This window comes from Streptomyces sp. NPDC006393 (assembly GCF_040628575.1).
Taxonomy (GTDB): domain Bacteria; phylum Actinomycetota; class Actinomycetes; order Streptomycetales; family Streptomycetaceae; genus Streptomyces.
Map to the genome: position 1 here is coordinate 30,823 of NZ_JBEXZD010000035.1, position 16,183 is coordinate 47,005.

Here is a 16,183-nt window from a genome sequence, read left to right on the forward strand (position 1 = left end):
CGAGGGCGCTAGCATCGGGCCAGCTTCGCCTACCGAGAGAGTGGTCACATCACGATGGCCGACGACGCTCTGCTGTTCGTACTGCCCTTCGATCACCCACGCCTAGGGGCCGCCTTGACCGCGGTGGGTGAGCTGGAGTGCGTGGAGACGCCCGCGGTCCGCGGCTGGCTGCACGCCCATGGGACTCCCGCTTTCTCCGAGCGGGTCAGGATTGTCCCGGCGGGAGCTGAGGTGTTGGTTCCCGCCGATGCGGAGCGCCTGCCGGTTCCTCTGAGCGAGGAGGAGACGGTGCGGGTGGAGCAGGCGTGTGCGCCCAGGTCGGTCACGGACATGGAGACGGAGCTGATCGGCTTCCGGGACACGACCCAGGACTGGGAAGCCCTGGTACAGCGCGCGCTCGCCGCAGGGATTCCCGCGCCCCGCATCGTGCAGCTCACCGGCCTGGATCCGCAGGACGTCGCGCAGGCTCTGGCCGATTGAGCCACCGCCTGCCTACGGCTGTGGCGAGCGGCACGGTGTTGCAGGTTCCGCTGCCACGGCCCCACGGCGGTGCGGTCAGCAGCGCCTGGCAGGGTAAGCGGACTCCATGAACGCTTTCGCGAGGCGCCGCATCCGCCAACTCCTCGGATCCACCGACCTGTCCGTGTTCCACCAGGTGGCGTCCCGCTCCTGGCCGGCTGCGGAACCCGTGCTCCCGCGGTTGAGCCGCAGTGCGAACCACGGACTGCTGTGGTGCGCCGCCGCGGCCGGTATCTGGGCCCTGGGCGGCGCGCGCGGCAGGCGCGCCGCGGTACGCGGTATGGCTTCGCTCGCATTGGCGTCTGCCACGGTCAACACGCTGGGCAAGGGCGCCGTACGGCGTTCCCGGCCCCTGCTCGATTCGGTACCGGTGGTCCGGCACCTCGCGCGCCAGCCGGTCACGAGTTCCTTTCCGTCGGGGCATGCCGCCTCGGCGGCGGCGTTCGCCACCGGCGTCGCTCTGGAATCGCAGGGCTGGGGCGCGCTGCTGGCGCCGGTCGCGGCCTCGGTGGTGTTCTCCCGTGTCTACACCGGCGTGCACTATCCCAGCGACGTGCTGGTCGGTGCGGCGCTGGGCGTGGGCGCGGCCTACGCGGTGCGCGGCCTGGTGCCGTCCCGCGCTCAGATGCCGCCGCCGACCCGGTCCTGCGCCGAGGTGCCCGCACTGCCGGACGGCGATGGTCTGATCCTGGTCGTCAACCCCTCCTCGGGTGCGCAGCCCCAATTGGTGGATCCCGTCCGTCAGGTGAAGACTGCGCTGCCGCGCGCCGAGGTGGTGTTGTACGAGGAGGAGGACGGCCCGTTTCCCAAGGTCCTGGCCAAAGCGGCCCAGGAAGCCGCCCAGCGCGGTGGAGTCCTGGGGGTGTGCGGAGGCGACGGCACTGTGAACGCCGCCGTGAAGCCCGCCCTTCTGCACCGCGTGCCCCTGATGGTGCTGCCGGGCGGGACGTTCAACCACTTCGCGGCCGACCTCGGCATCGACACGGTCGCCGACGCGGTGGCCGCCGTGGCGGAAGGCAGCGCGATCAGGGCGGACGTCGGCCGCATCCAGCCGCTGGTCGGCATCGGCGAGGACGGTACGACCCGGACCGAACCGGCATACTTCCTCAACACCTTCAGCCTCGGCGCCTACCCCGACCTGGTCCGCATTCGTGAAGAGTGGTCCCCACGGATCGGCGGCCCGCCCGCCATGCTGCTCGGCGTGGCGCGAATTCTGCGCACCGGCCGTCCGCTGCGGGCGACGGTGAACGGACACGACCGTTCGATGTGGCTGCTGTTCGCGGGCAACGGCGCCTATCGCAGCATCGGCATCGCCCCGGCCCGCCGCCACGACCTGGCCGACGGCCTCCTGGACGTCCGCATCGCGCGCGCCGGCCGTCTCGCGCGGACCCGCCTGCTGGCCGCGGCCCTCGCCGGGCAACTCGCCAGGACCCGGCTGTACGCCGCTGCCCGGCCACGCCGGATGCTGATCTCCGACCTTCCCCAGGGCACGCAGATGGCCTATGACGGTGAGATCGCTCCCGCCCCCACCGCGTTCCTCGTCGACAAGCTCCCCGAGGCTCTCACCGTGTACCGGCCGATTGCCGACTGACCAACACCCAGTACAGGGCCTCTCGGCGCACGCTTGGACACCCGATACGGTGCCGAGCCTCGGGGCGCCCGTACCGTGCGATGCCCGCGCCAGGACGTCGGTCAGGCCGGATCGGTACGTCCGAACAGGCCCGCATGTCCCGGAGGCAGCTGGGTGAGGATACGGCGCAGCAGCGCGTCGTCAGCCAGCTCGGCCAGTACCGGAAGCACCGCAGTGACCGCACGTCTGGCCTCGGTGAGGCCCTCGTTGCCACGCTCGGCCACGGCTTCGATGAAACCCTCCGGCGTCAGCGGCTCACTGGCCGGCTCGGTGACGCTCAGCAGCGGGCCGCAGTGCCGAGGCAGCAGGCGGGCCAGGTCAGTGCGGTCGTCGCCCACCAGGTGGGCGCCCAGGACCTCCAGCACGTGCTGGGTAGCCCGGGCCGCCTGCTGGGCGCAGGCGTAGCCCCCGCAGTCGGTGACCCGGGAAAGGAAGCTGTCCAGGGTTTCCAAAGTGCTTTCCATGGCGACTCCTGTCGTCTGCGGCCTCATCCTCACGCCGGAATTCACACGCGGTCCGAGGTCTCACACCGGTGCGCCGGCCTGAACCATGCGGCGCACGTTGTCGACGGCGCCGCATCCGGCCCGCAACAGCTCGCCGCGCGCCGTGACGTAGCCGGCTGTGAGTTCCTCCCGGCAATGATGGGTGAGAGTTTCGCAAGCCGTGTTGAGGAGGCTCCGCTCCTCCTCGTCGAAGTGGCGAGCGGTGACTGCGGCCAGTTGCTTCAGCCTCCAGTCCCACTCGGCCGAACCGACTTCGGGTACCTCCAGGAGAGCGAGAAGGACCCTGGCGGCCTCCCGGTGCTCCGCCTCGATATGTTCGACGGTGTCGGTGTCCTCGTACTGCGCGAGCAACGGATAGACCGTGCTCTCCTCCGCTTCACCGTGCGCGATCATCAGGTGGGCGAACTCCTGCAACGCGGCCTGACGGTCGGCCTCGACACTGCGCATCAGACGGAGAAGGTCTTCCATCGTGCGGTGATCACCGAGGATCAGCTCGACGACATCCTGGGGCGGTGTCATGAGAAACGCCTCCTGCCTGCACTAGGTTGGATCGCTGTTACCCATGCGTCGCGCACCAACGCCCGCGCCCCCCGTATGGCTCAAGCCGACCGAATCACCGGTATGTCACACCGGTCAGCGGGTACGAGCCAGTCCACGACGCGCTCCCGGCATGGGGGCGCCCTTATCGTTTCGGGAGCGACGATGGCAACCGCGACCTCGGTGACGAGCGTGACCAGCAGCAATCCGGGTCACACAGCCCCGTACGCCCACCGACATATCACCGGCTCGGGCGTGGACGGTACGGTCGTGCCTGGCCTCGAGGACCTGACACCGCTGCCCGATCCCAGGCGCGTGGACACCGTTGATGCCAGAGCACTGTCCAAGGAACTGTTCGCGCGGCTCGACACGCTGGAAGAGGGCACGCCGGAATACTCCTACGTGCGCAACTCCCTGGTCGAGTTCAACCTCGCCCTGGTCCGCTACGCGGTCAGCCGCATGGGTGTGCGAGAGGAGTCCTACGACGACGTCGTACAGGTCGGCACCATCGGGCTGATCAAGGCGATCAACCGGTTCGACCTGCATCGTGGAGTGGAGTTCCCCACCTTCGCGATGCCCACCATTGTCGGCGAGATCAAGCGGTACTTCCGCGACACCAGTTGGGCCGTACGCGTCCCGCGCCGCCTGCAGGAGCTTCACCTCGATCTGACGAAGGCCACCGCCCGGCTCGAGCAGACGCAGGGCCGCCCGCCGACCGTGGCCGACCTCGCCGAGGAGCTGGACCGCGACCACGACGAGATCATCGAAGGACTGGTCGCCGCCAACGGTTTCGCCGCCGCGTCCCTCGACTTCCCCAACGACGGCGAGAGCGCCGACGACACCCTCGCCGACCACATCGGCTACGCAGACCCGCGCCTGGAAAAGGTTGAGGATCTTCAGGCCCTCAAACCCCTCCTCGCCGCCCTCCCGGAGCGCGAGCGCAAGATCCTCACCCTCCGCTATGCCGCCGAGATGACGCAGAGTGCCATCGGCGAGGAACTCGGGATCTCGCAGATGCAGGTCTGCCGCATCCTGCACCGGATCCTGAACCGGTTGCGGAGGCAACTTGCCGCGCCACGGTAGACCCGGTCGACACCCGAATGAGCCGTGAACGGACAGATGCCTCGGACCGTGCGTACGTGCTCGGTCAGCGGGTGGGCAGACGAACGACGCTCACGAAGAACTCGTCGATCTGGCGGACGGCGGCCATGAACTGGTCGAGGTCGACCGGCTTGGTGACGTAGGCGTTGGCGTGCAGCTTGTAGCTGCGCAGGATGTCCTCCTCGGCCGAGGAGGTCGTCAGGACGACCACAGGAATGTGGGACAGGTCGGGATCCGACTTGATGCGTTCCAGAACCTGGCGTCCGTCGTACTTGGGCAGGTTGAGGTCGAGGAGAATGAGGTCGGGGCGGGGTGCTGAAGCGTGGGTGCCGCGCCGGTAGAGGAAGTCGAGGGCTTCTTCGCCGTCGCGGACGACGTGCAGAGTGTTGCCGATCTTGTTGTCGGCGAAGGCCTCACGGGTCATCAGTTCGTCGCCGGGGTCGTCCTCGACAAGCAGGACCTCGATGGGTTGGACGGGGGCGTTCATGCAGGGCTTCCTTCCAGGGCGGTGCCAGCAGACGTCTCGTCGCCGTCCGTGGCGTGGGCGGCAGGCAGGGTGAAGCAGAAGCGGGCGCCGCCTTCGTAGGCGGTGTCGATCCAGATCCGGCCGCCGTGGAACTCGACGATCTTCTTGCAGAGGGCAAGGCCGATGCCGGTACCGGAGTAGGCGTCGCGGCCGTGCAGGCGCTGGAAGATGACGAACACCTTCTCGGCGAACTCCTCCGGGACACCGATGCCGTTGTCCGTCACCGACAGGCACCACGCCGGGCCGTCGACGCCGTCCGGGACCGGTTTGCAGTTGACGGTGACGGTGGGATGGCGATCCGGGTGGCGGAACTTGAGGGCGTTGCCGATGAGGTTCTGCCACAGCATGACCAACAGCGTCGGATCTCCGACGATCTCCGGCAGTTCGTCAGCACGCTCGATACGCGCGCTCGAATCCTCGGTGGCCGCAGACAGGTTGGCCAGCGCCTTGTCAAGCGCCTGGTCGAGCGGGACGAGTACGTGGGCGTCGTTGAGGCGGCCCACACGCGAGAAGGTGAGCAGGTCGTTGATGAGGATCTGCATGCGTTTGGCGCCGTCCACGGCGAAAGCGATGTACTGCTTGCCGCGCTCGTCGAGTTCGTCCCTGTACCGCTTCTCCAGCAGCTGGCAGAACGAGGCCACCTTGCGCAGCGGCTCCTGCAGGTCGTGGGAGGCGACGTAGGCGAACTGCTCCAGCTCGGCGTTGGACCGGCGCAGTTCCACGGCCTGGGCGTCCAGGTCCGCCGCCTGACTGGTCAGGTCCTCCTGTTGAGTGCGGGAGGCCGCCAACTCGGCCACCAGGCGTCGGCGCATCGCTTCGACGTCAAGGGCCATGGCCTGGATGTCGGCCGGTCCCTCCGCGGCGATGCGGTGCTCGAAGTCCCCGCCGGCGATCCGCCGGGAGCTGGCGCGCAAACCGTTCAGGGGACGGGCGACCAGGGTGTGCGCCAGGACCGCCAGGACGGTACCGGTCAGCAGGAACACCACCACCATCCCGCCGAGCACCCAGTTCCGTACGGCCCGTACGTGCGCCAGTTCGGCTTCGCTGTGGGCGCGGGCCTGGGCCAGATGGGCGTTCTGCTCGGCGAACAGGCCTCGGAGTTGGTCGAAGGACTTCTTGCCGCGTTCGGCGGTGGCTTTGCCGACCGGCTGCGGAGCCCCGGGGGTGACACTGGCGACGAGCGGTTCGGCGTAGGTGCGGCGCCAGTCGGCCGCCACACGCTCGATGGACTCCACGTCGGAGCGCAGGGTCGGGCGGTTGCCGATCAGCCGGAGGAGGCGGGCCGCGGTGTCATGCTCGGCCTGCTTGCCTTCGGTGTACGGCGTGAGGAACTGGCGGTCGGCGGAGATGGCGTAGCCGCGAGCGCCCGACTCCTGGTTGAGCAGGGCGGCCTGGAGCCGGTACGCCTCGGCGCGAGCGGGCTGTATCCCCTGGATCAGTTCGTCGGAGACCACTGCGGTCCGGTTCAGCATCTGGGCCCCGACCACCGTTCCGACCACGACGAAGGCCACCATCACGGCCAGCGCGAGGTGGAACCAGCCCTGCACTGTCATCCTGGCGCTTCGTTCCGGAGCGGGTATGGCATTCGCCGTCATGATGCGGGAACCGCCTTGTCTTCCTTTTCCCACCGCAGATGGAGCACGGCCACGTCATCATCCAGGCCGTCGTGCTCCTCGGCCAGCGCCTCGGCCCGGCCGATGATCTCGTCCACGAACGGCTCCGGCTCCAGGCCCGCGGCCTCTCGGGCCAGGCCCAGCAGACCCTCTTCCCCCAGCCGCTCCTCACCCGGTCCGGTATGCCCCTCGAACAGCCCGTCGGTGAACAGTACGATCCCCGCCCGGACCGGCAGCACCAGCTCCTCGACCGGCCAGTCAGCCTGACCCGGCAGCAGGCCGAGCGCCGGCCCGCCAGGCACCTCCACCCAGTCCACGGCCTTCCCCGACCGCAGCAGCATGCCCGGATGGCCGGCACGCATCACCCGCACGCGGCGCCCGTCGGGCAACAACGCCAGGCTGGTCAGCGTGGCGAAGATCTGCTCCCCGGTGCGCTCCGCGACCAGCACCTCCTCCAGCATGCGCAGTTGCCGCGGTCCGGTCGCACCGCTGACCACGAGGGTCCGCCAGGCGATGCGCAGTCCTACCCCCAGGGCCGCCTCGTCGGGACCATGCCCGGACACGTCCCCGATCAGCGCGTGCACCACGCCGTCCTCGGTCTGCACCACGTCGTAGAAGTCCCCGCCCAGCAGCGCCTGCGCGCGACCGGGACGGTAGCGGGCCACCACCCCGAGTTCTCCCGTCCCCCGCAGTAGCGGTGTGGGCAGCAGCCCGCGCTCCAGCCGGGCGTTCTCCTGGGCCCGTAGCTGGCTCGCCTGCAAGGCGACCGTCGCCTGTTCGGCCTGCTTGCGCTGGATCGCGTACCGCACCGCGCGGCCGAACAGCTCCGCCTCGATGCGTCCCTTGACGAGATAGTCCTGTGCTCCGGCAGCGACGGCCGCCAACCCGGTCTCCTCCTCCGCCAGCCCGGTCAGCACGACGACCGCGACCCCGCTCGCGTGCTCCTGTATCCGGGCCAGAGCCTCCAAGCCCTGGGCGTCCGGCAGATGCAGGTCCAACAGCACGCAATCGGGCACCCTCGCTGTCAGCCACTGGCGCGCGTCGGCCAGAGACCTGACCCAGGTCAGCCGCATGCTCGGAGTCACATCGGCGACGAGCTCCTCCACCAGAACGGCGTCCGCCTCATCGTCCTCGATGAGCAGCACAGACGGCTCGCGCCGGCCCAACACCGGGTCGCCCTTGGCCATCATGCCCCGGGCGGTTCCGATCCCCGTGGCCACGGTGTCGTCGGCATGATCCCTGGCCGGTCCAGGTACCAGTCGGCCGGTTCTCCCCACCACCATGGACAGCCCTTCCCAGGGCACAGGTCAGCGACCGGCCCGCGCTACGCCAGGGGGCTGGGCCCCTCCGCCATCATTCGTTGCCGGACGGCAACAGCCGAAGGATACCGGTGACGTGCCGTTCCGTCTCGGCGACAGGAAGGCACAGAGCAACGTGTTCGACACGGTCTGACTCGTTGTCCTGCGGCTGTTGAGAGGGGAGACCGGACGGTGGCCAGTCGTCCAATCGGGTGGCTTCCCGTCCATGGCGACAAGACGAAAGGCCAGGTCACCTCGTGTCGAACCGCTGTCGAAAACGGACCTATGGGTGACGCACGGCAATGCGGGCAGAGCGTGGCTCTGACGCCGAGGAAGGAGCAGAGCACGCCCATCATGAGGAGCAAGTCGCCCTGGCGCGCATGTGGTTGTCCATTCGCGCGGAGCTGGTCTCCGGGCGTGGCGGTGACGTCTGGCCGCACCCCGGCCGCATCATCGCCGCCGCACGCTCCCACTCCTTCACCCAACTCGCCGAAGTCATCGACCTCGCCTTGGGCTGCTGGGACCTGGCTCACCGCACAGGTTCGACCAGGCCGACGGAACGGGCGTCAGCCCTCTGGAGTGGTAGGAAGGCGAAGCCCCGAACAACACCGTGGGCGGTCATGCCACCGAGCTCAGCAGACTGGTGTCACGAGTCAGGAATTCGCTGCGTAAATCTGGGTGGTTTCGGCATGATGGCCGGGTGGCGAGCACGGGACGGCCGAAGGCCGAGCTGGTGCTGACCGACGACGAGCGTGAGACGTTGACCCGCTGGGCCAGGCGTCGGACCCCTTCGCAGGCCTGGCCCTGCGGTGCCGGATCGCACTGGAGTGCGCAACCGGTGCTTCGAGCAAGGAGGTTGCCGCCGTACTGGGCGTTGAGGCACGCACGGTTAGCCGGTGGCGGGCCCGGTTCGTTCAGCACCGGCTGGAGGGCCTGACCGACGAGCCGCGGCCGGGTGACCCTAGGAAGATCACCGATGCCCAGGTGGAAGAAGTGGTGGTCAAGACGCTGGGGAGCACGCCAAAGGACGCCAAGCACTGGTCGAAGCGGTCGATGGCCGGGGAGGTGGGGCTGTCTCAGTCGGCCATCGCGCGGATCTGGCGGACTTTCGGCCTCAAGCCGCATCTGGTGGACACCTTCAAGCTGTCGAAGGATCCGCAGTTCATCGAGAAGGTCCGCGACGTGGTCGGCCTGTATCTCGCACCGCCCGAGCATGCGCTGGTGCTGTGCGTGGACGAGAAGACGCGTGATCGGCAAGATCCAACGCCGGCACCGGGCCGTGGAGTTCAAGAAGTTCCTGCTCCTGATCGACAAGGAGGTGCCCGACGGGCTGGATGTGCACCTGATCTGCGATAACGCCTCGACGCACAAGACCCCCGCCGTCCAGCGATGGCTAACCGCACATCCCCGCTGCCATGTGCACTTCACCCCCACCAGCTTCTCCTGGCTCAACCAGGTCGAGAGGTGGTTCGCGCTGCTGACGACCAAGCAGATTCGGCAAGGCGTCCACAGGAACGTCCAGGCCCTGGAGAAGGACATCCGCAACTGGATCAATACCTGGAATGAGGACCCAAAACCCTTCGTCTGGATGAAGACCGCGGACGAGATCCTTGAACAGCTCGCCGGATATCTGAACCGAATTGCTGACTCAGGACACTAGTGCCGAACGGATGAAGTTGAGTAAGACACTGCGGTGTCGGAGCACACGTTGTCTGATCGCCGTGATGCCATCCGTTCGACGCCATGCGCATCCCTCTCGCCTTGGGGTGGATCGGCGTGCCAGTCCCAGGACAGGAAAGACATATGTTCCTTCGACGAGCAGTGCGCTCCATCAGCGCAATGGCGGTGGCGACCGGAGTCACCGTCTCGCTGCCGGTCTATGCCGACGCAGCGACCAGCGCCCTCCAAATCCCTCAGCTGACTATCAGTAAAAATCACGGGGCGCCCTTCTTTCGTGGGCAGACCGGTCAGTACTCCATCTTCGTCCACAACCAGGGTGACGCGCCGACGCTGGGGCCGGTAGATGTAGAAGAGGTTCCGCCAACCGGCCTCACGGTTACCGCAATGGCTGGGGACGGCTGGACCTGTACCTTGGCCGATCTGACCTGCACTCGCAGCGATTCACTGCCAGGTGGAAGTACCTACCCGACCATCACCGTCACGGTGGCGGTAGCCGAAGACGCCCCGGACACTGTCGTGAACGTGGCCCGTGTCTCCGGCGGGGGCAGCGCCTCGGCCGAGGATGAGGACCCGACGAACGTGGTCACGCCAGCCACCCCGGCGGACTTGTCGATCAGCAAGTCTCACTCCGGTTCGTTCCCCCAGGGTGGCACCGGCACCTACACCCTCACCGTCTCCAATGCCTCAGCAGCAGGAACGACCGGTGGTCCGGTAACCGTGACGGACACCCTGCCCGCGGGCGTCACCTACAACAGCGCTTCCTCCGGCGGCCCCGGCTGGACGTGCAGCGAGTCCGCGGGTACCGTCACCTGCACCCGCAGTGACCCCCTGGCACCCGGCGACAGTTACCCGCCCCTCGCTCTCAGCGTCAACGTCACATCCGCTGCCGGCTGCACCTTCACCAACAGCGCAACCGTCTCGGGCGGAGGCAGCGAGCCGGCGAATGCCAACGACTCCACCACTGTCACCGGTGGCACGTGTGGCGGCGGGAACGGCGGAGGCGGCAACGGGAACGGAGGCGGCACTTCGATCCTGCCGATCAACCTCAGCGGCCTGCTGCCGGCCTACAACAACATCAGCATCAACAACCCGATCCACAGCCCCGGTGCGACCAGCAACACGAACCAGAACTTCGCTCTGAACGGCTCCTGAAGCCCCTCGCGCCGCAGCCCTGGGGCCGGGAAGACTCTTCCCGGCCCCAGGGCTGTCTGTAGTCGGCCCTCGCCGCCTGGCTCGGGGATATCTCCCAGGGCCCGCCTGAAGGGCCTCGTAAGCGGCCTGTTCCGACGCCTCGGCATCCCGCTTGGCCTCCGCCAGGGCAGTCGACCTCTCGAACGCCTTGAGGACCGGTAGTTGCGGGAGGAGACGCCCACACGGAGGTCGCGGACCGGGACGAGGGTGCCGTCCGCGATCCACATCCGGTCCAAGGCATCAGCCGGGTGGCAGACCGGTCGAGTGCCAGCAGCGGTTCCAGCCGCTGGAGCAGGCGGCAGACCGTGGAGGAGGAGACACCGAACAGCGGACCCAGTTGTCGCATGGTCAAGTTCGTGCGGTATTAGACCGTGACCATCAGGACCCGCTCGGCCAGGGGCAAGGACCACGGCCGGCCCCGCAAAGTGCCGTTGCCGCCCCGCTCCCGCACCACTTTCAACAGGCCCGAAACTGCGTCACCCGCAGCCCAGTGAGCGTCTCCACCCACCGACTTCCCTCCTGGCCTGGTGCTGACCTCTACGTCCTCGGACAGCTCCCGCACCAACCGCCATCCGAACCCGCTCGGCTCGCCGGAGTTGCTCCGCTGTGGCTGCGAAGCAGCGGCACTGGCGACCTCCACCCTCACCGTCACCGTTCCCGGACCGGCCACCAGGCGGAAGCGGCTCACGCCGCCGGCATGCCGGACCGCATTGGTGACCAGCTCCGATGCCACCAGCAACACGGCGTCTGTATCAGGCCCACTCGCTGGCCGCACTGCGGAGAGGAACCTGCGTGTCACAACCCTTGCTTGCTTGGCGGCTTGCACGCTTGCCTCTTGCAGAGGATCCTGCTCTTCTTCCTCGGTGAAAGCATCATCACAGGCCTTCGGTGGGCTGAATGCTTCGACATTCTTCCCCTTCCCCGAGAAACTCCGGCCATCCCGGAACGTCTGAGCGACGGCAGGCCCCGTCAACGTCGAGCCATCCAACAGCTACCGTCTCCGCCCACGGAGCCGACCGGCCCCAGGACGATGCAGCAGACCGACCATTGACGGCGACCGTTCAGCCCGGGACGACCTCACTGTGCTCGCCAGTGATGCGCATGCCGCCGCACAGCTCGCCGAGGCTGGCATCCACTCCTGCCTCGCCGTATATCTGATCGCCCGCGGAGACATCCTGGGCCCTCTACGGCAACGAGCCCGCGACCCGGCCCCTTTCAACGACGCGGACGTCCTCTGGGACAACGAGCTGGCGGGACGCCCCCGCCTGCATAGACAACGCTCCCTGGTACGGCAGCCCGACATCGCCCTGCCCCGAGACGAGACGGCCTGCCGAGTGGCACCACCCGAGGCAGCCCGTTCTGGCTACGAACCTCACTCCTCGAGAGTGAGCGGTCATATCCGCAGCACGATGTCAGCCGCCGAGAGCGGCCTCAGCGTCGACGACGGTCGAGAAGATCCACAGGACTTGATCCACACCGGTCATCTCCAAGAGCCGGCGTATACGGGGAGGGACGCATGCCAGAACCGGCACCGTGCCGCTCGCTTCCGCCGCACGACGAGCGCCCAGCAGCACGTTCAGCCACGCCGAGTCACAAAACGACACCCTCGTCAGCTCCAGGACGATGAATCGGTCACCTGGAGAAATCACCTTCTTCAGCTGTTCATGGAGCATCGGCTCCGACGCATAGTCCATCGCCCCGCTGACCCTGACCACCAGGCACTGCCCCGACACCAGTGTCCCGACGGAGGGAAGATCACTCACAACGCCTGCCCAACCGACTTCACGGATCTTGCAGAGAATCAACGAGCTTGTCCGGCCTCGTCGCCGCAACTGTCCACGGCAGCCTGACGCACCGGACTGGCACGTCATCTTCATCACGGACCCTGCTTCTCCGAAGACACTGGACTAGGAACCTTGTGGCCCTTCGGGACGTGTACGCCACGTAGCGCCGGGCGCGTGCTGGCGACATGGGAGCCTTGCCAGCAGTCGCCCTGCCAGCCGCGACACGCGGAGCTACCCCCCGGCGGGCGATCAGACGACGGAGCAGGCCTGCCATTTGTCAGGGCAGTACTACTCAATGCTTCTTACAAGTAGGGCGCGCAGAGCGGTTCCACGCGAGTACAGGTGGCCATGCCGGAAGCGGCACCTTGAACGAAGACCTGTCGCCAGAACCCGGAGCAGGAGGAGTCTTCACCCGTCCGGGGCTCTCTGGGCGTCCCAGGATGGCGAGCGGGTACGAGGCAGTCTCGGCGGAAACCCCGTCGGACGAGGGAGAGGCGAAGGAGTCGCCAGATGATCTTGCCGTGGGACCTGTTCCTGGGACGCGTACGTGAACGCGGCGAGTATGCAACCGACAAACAGGCAGAAGGTGCTGTTCGCGTGGTTCTCACCGCGCTGGCTGCTCTTTTGCCGGATGAGGACCGCAGCGAGATTGTGGCACAGCTCCCGCAGGAGTGTGCACCGCTGCTTCTCGACGCGCTGCCCGCCACCAAGCAGCTCACGCCAGAAGAGTTCGTCCAGGCGGTGGCACTGCTGATCGACGGCGCCACCGAACAGACAGCCCACTGGGACACCGGCGCCGTGTTGAGCACGGTGGCGGACTCTGTCGGTGATGGCCTCGTTCAGAGGATCCTCGACCAACTCCCGCCAGGCTACGAAACCTTGTTCGGTACCGTCGCCCTCACCTCACTGGCCTCGGGTTCCCGCCCGATGGCCGCGGGAGAGAGCCGACAGGAATTCGCCGGTGGCTCGTCCAGTGCATCGACACAGTCGCGGGAGGACAGGCGGTGGGGTGGGGTGCAGTGGTGACCACGGGAGGCGTCAGCTCAGACGTCGCCGAAGAGGTGACGGCTCGCTTCGACGGCACCCTGAGCAGCGTCACGGACGCATGCCTGACCGCAGCGCTGTTCCTGGACTGTCTCTCCGTCGTCACCGAGCACCGATGCGCCGGACAGCCGGGATGACATCGTCCTGGTGATCACCGAGCTGGCCGCCAACGCTGTCCAGTACGCGCCCGGTCCCTTCGTGCTGCGGATGCGCCGGACCTTCGACGGCGTCCATGTAAGCGTCCACGACGATAATCCAGCAGCGCCTGTGCCACGTTCGTACGACTCGACCCGACCCGACCCGAGGCCCGGGCAGGCTTGGGTGGCCCCTGATCCAGGCCCCCCTGGCTCACCAGGTGAGCGTCCTGCCTCACCCGCGAGGCAAAGAGATCCATGTCTTCATGCCCCGTTGACGGTGACCAACCGACGGGAGGCTGCGGTCACCAGGGGGATGAAGTGTGCCCCGGCTGGTGGAACCGTGGTTGGTGCTGAGATGGATCATGGTTGCCTGGCACAGGGGCGGCCGTGCCGCGTCATGTTTCTCGGGAAGATCGTCGGCCGTGGGCCGGGTCGGACTCGTGCAAGATGCTGTCAGCTACCCAGGGCGGTTTCGGCGTCGGCGATGGCGCAGAAGACCCGCAGGAACTGATCGGCTCCGGTCATCTCCAGGATCCGGTGCAACTTGTGCGGCACGCAGGCGAGGACCAGCACTACCTCAGCCTTCTCTGCCTCACGACGGGCTCCCAGGAGCACGTTCAGCCCCGCCGAGTCGCAGAACGACACATCCGTCAGGTCCAGCACGACGGCCCGCTCCGCGCGATCGATTACCTGCGTCAGTAGCCCCGCGTGACCGGCTCGGACTGGCTGCGGTTCTGGCTGCGGCGGAGGACGCCGCACCGGTGGCCTCGCTTGATGTGGTGGCGCGCAATCTGCGCGACCGCTTCGGCGCGAGGTACGTGTCGTTCCTGTTCGTCGACGTCCTCGGTCAGCGGGTGGTGCGTGTCAGAGAGGAGGCCACCTCGCGGCAGGGGCGTCGTGCGAGTCAGATGTCCCTGGCCGGCAGCGTCTACGACGAGGTCCTGCGCACCCAGAAGCTGGTCCAGGCACTGGGCGGCGAGCACGGACAGCGGGTGGTCGCCCCGGTCACCAACCGGGGTGACACCATCGGCATGCGGGAGCTCTTCCTGGCAGAAGTCATCACCACAGCCACACTCACCCACCAGGCGAACATCCCGCACCACGATGGCCAGCTCGCGTTCCCCCTCCTCCTCAAGGAGGGTGGCCAGTTCAGCGACGAGGTCCGGGAAGACGTCGCGAACGCGGGGATGGTCCTGCTCCATGCGGCGAGGGTAGCCGGTGCGGCCAACTATCACTGCGAACGGCCATCTACCCCGGCGGGTCACAGGCTGATGGGCGCGAGATGCGCAAGAAATCGAACAAGTGATTGAATCTGGTCATGAGTCCCATCCCTAGCGACCTCGCTCATGCGCAAGAGGAGTGGCGCGCCACCTACCGCCGGCTTGCCGCGCGACCGCAGACCGTGCAGCGACGCCGGCTCGTCCACCTGTCCATGCAGGTGCTGTTCCACCCGTACTGGCAGGACCGGAGGACGGGAGCCTGGGCAGCGCTGCACGGTGCTCGTCATGTCCCAGCTGCCTCCTGACCCGTCCCGCCTTCGAGCGATCCTGGCGCACCTTGACCGGCAGATCGCGGAGAACGACACGGTCGGCAGGTATCTGCGCCTTCAGTACGATGCCGTGCAGAAGGCTCTCGCCCGTGCCGAGAAGCCGGCGCTCCCGCCGCGGCGCCCGAGTCGCCCTGTGAAGGGTGGCGGCTCGCTGCCGGCCTTCGCTCCGGCGCAGGGGAGGACCGGCTACGTAGTGCAGCGGCAGCGCACCCCGACCGGTCCGGACCCGGCCCTCATTCACCTCGCAGACTGCTCCATGATTGAGGGCGCGCCGCACCGGATCAGGGCAGACGAGGCGCGCGCCGCGCTCACCGATCCCACGATCGAGCGCTGCACCTTTTGCAGGCCGGACACCGAGTTGGGTGTGGATCTAGCGTGAGCCTCCTCGCTGAGCGCGCGACCCCGTGTGGCCGGATATGTTCGCACTTATGGACGGGGTGCTTCAGCGCATCGACCCGGAAACGGACCGGACCGTCGCGGCACGCCTTCTGGGCTGTGCACCCGACGAGGTGGGGTACTGCCCACGCTGCCAAGGGCTGACCCACCGATACGGCCGTAATGCCCAGGTCATCTGCCCGGCCTGCCAGGCCGCCGAGCCCACGCCGGCGGCTGGTGTTCCGGAGTGACATGGTGCTTCGGCCGCCGGTGGGACCGATGCTGGCGCAGGACCGCAGCAGCCTGCCCCCCCAGCGCGCTCCCCGGCGGTGCGGACGCCGCACATCGAGCGCTGCGCCCGCCTGGAGAACAGTGTTTACCGAGCACTGCCTGCTGAGTGACCCGTGGAGACTGTGCCCGGGTACGACTGACATTGCCCTTGCGCAGGAGTGGTTTACTTCCTGGAGCTAGGTGCCCGGCAGCGAGGGCCTCGTGGTCGGAGGCAGCCAGCAGTGCTACCTCCCCGGCCGCTGCCGAGACACGACAGAGGCCATCGTCGGCGCGAACACCGGCACGCTGCGCCGCCCCAGACCCTCGTGCTCGGCCGCCTTGATCAGGGCGGGGCCCTGCGTTGCGTAGGACGGAGCACGCCGGTGCGGCCCGACGATGCCCGGCAACTGGCCGACAGCTGACGCT

General features: G+C 67.8%; 14 protein-coding genes and 5 pseudogenes. 10 read left to right on the forward strand and 9 right to left on the reverse strand.

What is annotated here, in order from left to right:
* The first annotated feature begins 54 nt into the window (after positions 1–54).
* Positions 55–480 (forward strand): DUF6003 family protein, encoded by a 426-nt coding sequence (locus ABZ484_RS16990; protein ID WP_358866664.1) that lies wholly within the window; start codon positions 55–57, stop codon positions 478–480.
* Positions 481–586: 106 nt separating this feature from the next.
* On the forward strand, positions 587–2,110 hold the full coding sequence (locus ABZ484_RS16995; RefSeq protein WP_358866665.1) for a diacylglycerol kinase family protein: 1,524 nt from the start codon (positions 587–589) through the stop codon (positions 2,108–2,110).
* A 101-nt stretch (positions 2,111–2,211) separates the two neighbouring features.
* Here the strand turns inward: ABZ484_RS16995 and ABZ484_RS17000 are convergent, their stop codons facing one another.
* On the reverse strand, positions 2,212–2,613 hold the full coding sequence (locus ABZ484_RS17000) for a DUF2267 domain-containing protein (protein ID WP_358866666.1): 402 nt from the start codon (positions 2,611–2,613) through the stop codon (positions 2,212–2,214).
* A 60-nt stretch (positions 2,614–2,673) separates the two neighbouring features.
* On the reverse strand, positions 2,674–3,171 hold the full coding sequence (locus tag ABZ484_RS17005) for a hemerythrin domain-containing protein (RefSeq protein ID WP_358866667.1): 498 nt from the start codon (positions 3,169–3,171) through the stop codon (positions 2,674–2,676).
* A gap of 288 nt (positions 3,172–3,459) precedes the next feature.
* Here ABZ484_RS17005 and ABZ484_RS17010 point away from each other — a divergent pair, with 288 nt between their 5' ends.
* Complete coding sequence (locus ABZ484_RS17010) at positions 3,460–4,272, forward strand: SigB/SigF/SigG family RNA polymerase sigma factor (protein ID WP_358866668.1); 813 nt, start codon at positions 3,460–3,462, stop codon at positions 4,270–4,272.
* Between the two features lie 64 nt (positions 4,273–4,336).
* Here the strand turns inward: ABZ484_RS17010 and ABZ484_RS17015 are convergent, their stop codons facing one another.
* Genes ABZ484_RS17015 through ABZ484_RS17025 form a run of 3 tightly spaced genes read right to left on the reverse strand, consistent with a single transcriptional unit; the run spans position 4,337 to position 7,619 of the window.
* Positions 4,337–4,777: a response regulator gene (locus ABZ484_RS17015; protein ID WP_358866669.1), complete on the reverse strand. Its 441-nt coding sequence runs from the start codon at positions 4,775–4,777 to the stop codon at positions 4,337–4,339.
* Complete coding sequence (locus ABZ484_RS17020) at positions 4,774–6,369, reverse strand: CHASE3 domain-containing protein (protein WP_358866670.1); 1,596 nt, start codon at positions 6,367–6,369, stop codon at positions 4,774–4,776. Before ABZ484_RS17020 ends, ABZ484_RS17015 begins: the two co-directional genes overlap by 4 nt.
* 38 nt (positions 6,370–6,407) lie before the next feature.
* The gene (locus ABZ484_RS17025; RefSeq protein ID WP_358866706.1) at positions 6,408–7,619 is read right to left on the reverse strand and encodes a SpoIIE family protein phosphatase; all 1,212 of its coding nucleotides are present in this window, start codon (positions 7,617–7,619) and stop codon (positions 6,408–6,410) included.
* Between the two features lie 808 nt (positions 7,620–8,427).
* On the opposite strand from ABZ484_RS17025, the pseudogene ABZ484_RS17030 reads away from it, so the two are divergent.
* Positions 8,428–9,387 (forward strand): annotated as a pseudogene (locus ABZ484_RS17030) (IS630 family transposase).
* A gap of 143 nt (positions 9,388–9,530) precedes the next feature.
* Entirely contained in the window at positions 9,531–10,559 is a 1,029-nt protein-coding gene (locus tag ABZ484_RS17035) for a DUF11 domain-containing protein (protein ID WP_358866671.1), read from the forward strand.
* 188 nt (positions 10,560–10,747) lie between these two features.
* On the opposite strand, the pseudogene ABZ484_RS17040 reads toward ABZ484_RS17035, so the two are convergent.
* From ABZ484_RS17040 to ABZ484_RS17050, 3 genes and pseudogenes are all read right to left on the reverse strand, one after another.
* A pseudogene (locus tag ABZ484_RS17040) lies at positions 10,748–11,102 on the reverse strand (transposase family protein); the annotation flags it as partial.
* Positions 11,103–11,163: 61 nt separating this feature from the next.
* Positions 11,164–11,424 (reverse strand): annotated as a pseudogene (locus tag ABZ484_RS17045) (ATP-binding protein); the annotation flags it as partial.
* A gap of 586 nt (positions 11,425–12,010) precedes the next feature.
* Complete coding sequence (locus ABZ484_RS17050; RefSeq protein ID WP_358866707.1) at positions 12,011–12,475, reverse strand: STAS domain-containing protein; 465 nt, start codon at positions 12,473–12,475, stop codon at positions 12,011–12,013.
* Positions 12,476–12,892: 417 nt separating this feature from the next.
* Here ABZ484_RS17050 and ABZ484_RS17055 point away from each other — a divergent pair, with 417 nt between their 5' ends.
* Entirely contained in the window at positions 12,893–13,408 is a 516-nt protein-coding gene (locus tag ABZ484_RS17055) for a DUF2267 domain-containing protein (RefSeq protein WP_358866672.1), read from the forward strand.
* A gap of 83 nt (positions 13,409–13,491) precedes the next feature.
* Positions 13,492–13,838: pseudogene (locus ABZ484_RS17060) on the forward strand (ATP-binding protein).
* A 178-nt stretch (positions 13,839–14,016) separates the two neighbouring features.
* Here ABZ484_RS17060 and ABZ484_RS17065 read toward each other — a convergent pair.
* On the reverse strand, positions 14,017–14,322 hold the full coding sequence (locus ABZ484_RS17065) for an STAS domain-containing protein (protein WP_358866673.1): 306 nt from the start codon (positions 14,320–14,322) through the stop codon (positions 14,017–14,019).
* Between ABZ484_RS17065 and ABZ484_RS17070 the strand changes: the two are divergent.
* The 3 genes and pseudogenes from ABZ484_RS17070 to ABZ484_RS17080 all read left to right on the forward strand — a co-directional run.
* Positions 14,286–14,618: pseudogene (locus tag ABZ484_RS17070) on the forward strand (serine/threonine-protein phosphatase); the annotation flags it as partial. The gene ABZ484_RS17065 and the pseudogene ABZ484_RS17070 overlap by 37 nt on opposite strands.
* A gap of 263 nt (positions 14,619–14,881) precedes the next feature.
* Positions 14,882–15,088 (forward strand): hypothetical protein, encoded by a 207-nt coding sequence (locus ABZ484_RS17075; protein WP_358866674.1) that lies wholly within the window; start codon positions 14,882–14,884, stop codon positions 15,086–15,088.
* Complete coding sequence (locus ABZ484_RS17080; RefSeq protein ID WP_358866675.1) at positions 15,069–15,491, forward strand: DUF6233 domain-containing protein; 423 nt, start codon at positions 15,069–15,071, stop codon at positions 15,489–15,491. Before ABZ484_RS17075 ends, ABZ484_RS17080 begins: the two co-directional genes overlap by 20 nt.
* Positions 15,492–16,183 lie beyond the last annotated feature (692 nt).

What these genes read in the sequence shown, in the direction of transcription:
- ABZ484_RS17035 (WP_358866671.1), top strand. Translation starts at nt 9,531, where the DNA reads ATGTTCCTTCGACGAGCAGTGCGCTCCATCAGCGCAATGGCGGTGGCG.
- ABZ484_RS17015 (WP_358866669.1), bottom strand. Translation starts at nt 4,777, where the DNA reads ATGAACGCCCCCGTCCAACCCATCGAGGTCCTGCTTGTCGAGGACGAC.
- ABZ484_RS17000 (WP_358866666.1), bottom strand. Translation starts at nt 2,613, where the DNA reads ATGGAAAGCACTTTGGAAACCCTGGACAGCTTCCTTTCCCGGGTCACC.
- ABZ484_RS17025 (WP_358866706.1), bottom strand. Translation starts at nt 7,619, where the DNA reads ATGATGGCCAAGGGCGACCCGGTGTTGGGCCGGCGCGAGCCGTCTGTG.
- ABZ484_RS16995 (WP_358866665.1), top strand. Translation starts at nt 587, where the DNA reads ATGAACGCTTTCGCGAGGCGCCGCATCCGCCAACTCCTCGGATCCACC.
- ABZ484_RS16990 (WP_358866664.1), top strand. Translation starts at nt 55, where the DNA reads ATGGCCGACGACGCTCTGCTGTTCGTACTGCCCTTCGATCACCCACGC.
- ABZ484_RS17080 (WP_358866675.1), top strand. Translation starts at nt 15,069, where the DNA reads ATGTCCCAGCTGCCTCCTGACCCGTCCCGCCTTCGAGCGATCCTGGCG.
- ABZ484_RS17050 (WP_358866707.1), bottom strand. Translation starts at nt 12,475, where the DNA reads ATGAAGATGACGTGCCAGTCCGGTGCGTCAGGCTGCCGTGGACAGTTG.
- ABZ484_RS17055 (WP_358866672.1), top strand. Translation starts at nt 12,893, where the DNA reads ATGATCTTGCCGTGGGACCTGTTCCTGGGACGCGTACGTGAACGCGGC.
- ABZ484_RS17005 (WP_358866667.1), bottom strand. Translation starts at nt 3,171, where the DNA reads ATGACACCGCCCCAGGATGTCGTCGAGCTGATCCTCGGTGATCACCGC.
- ABZ484_RS17075 (WP_358866674.1), top strand. Translation starts at nt 14,882, where the DNA reads ATGAGTCCCATCCCTAGCGACCTCGCTCATGCGCAAGAGGAGTGGCGC.
- ABZ484_RS17020 (WP_358866670.1), bottom strand. Translation starts at nt 6,369, where the DNA reads ATGACAGTGCAGGGCTGGTTCCACCTCGCGCTGGCCGTGATGGTGGCC.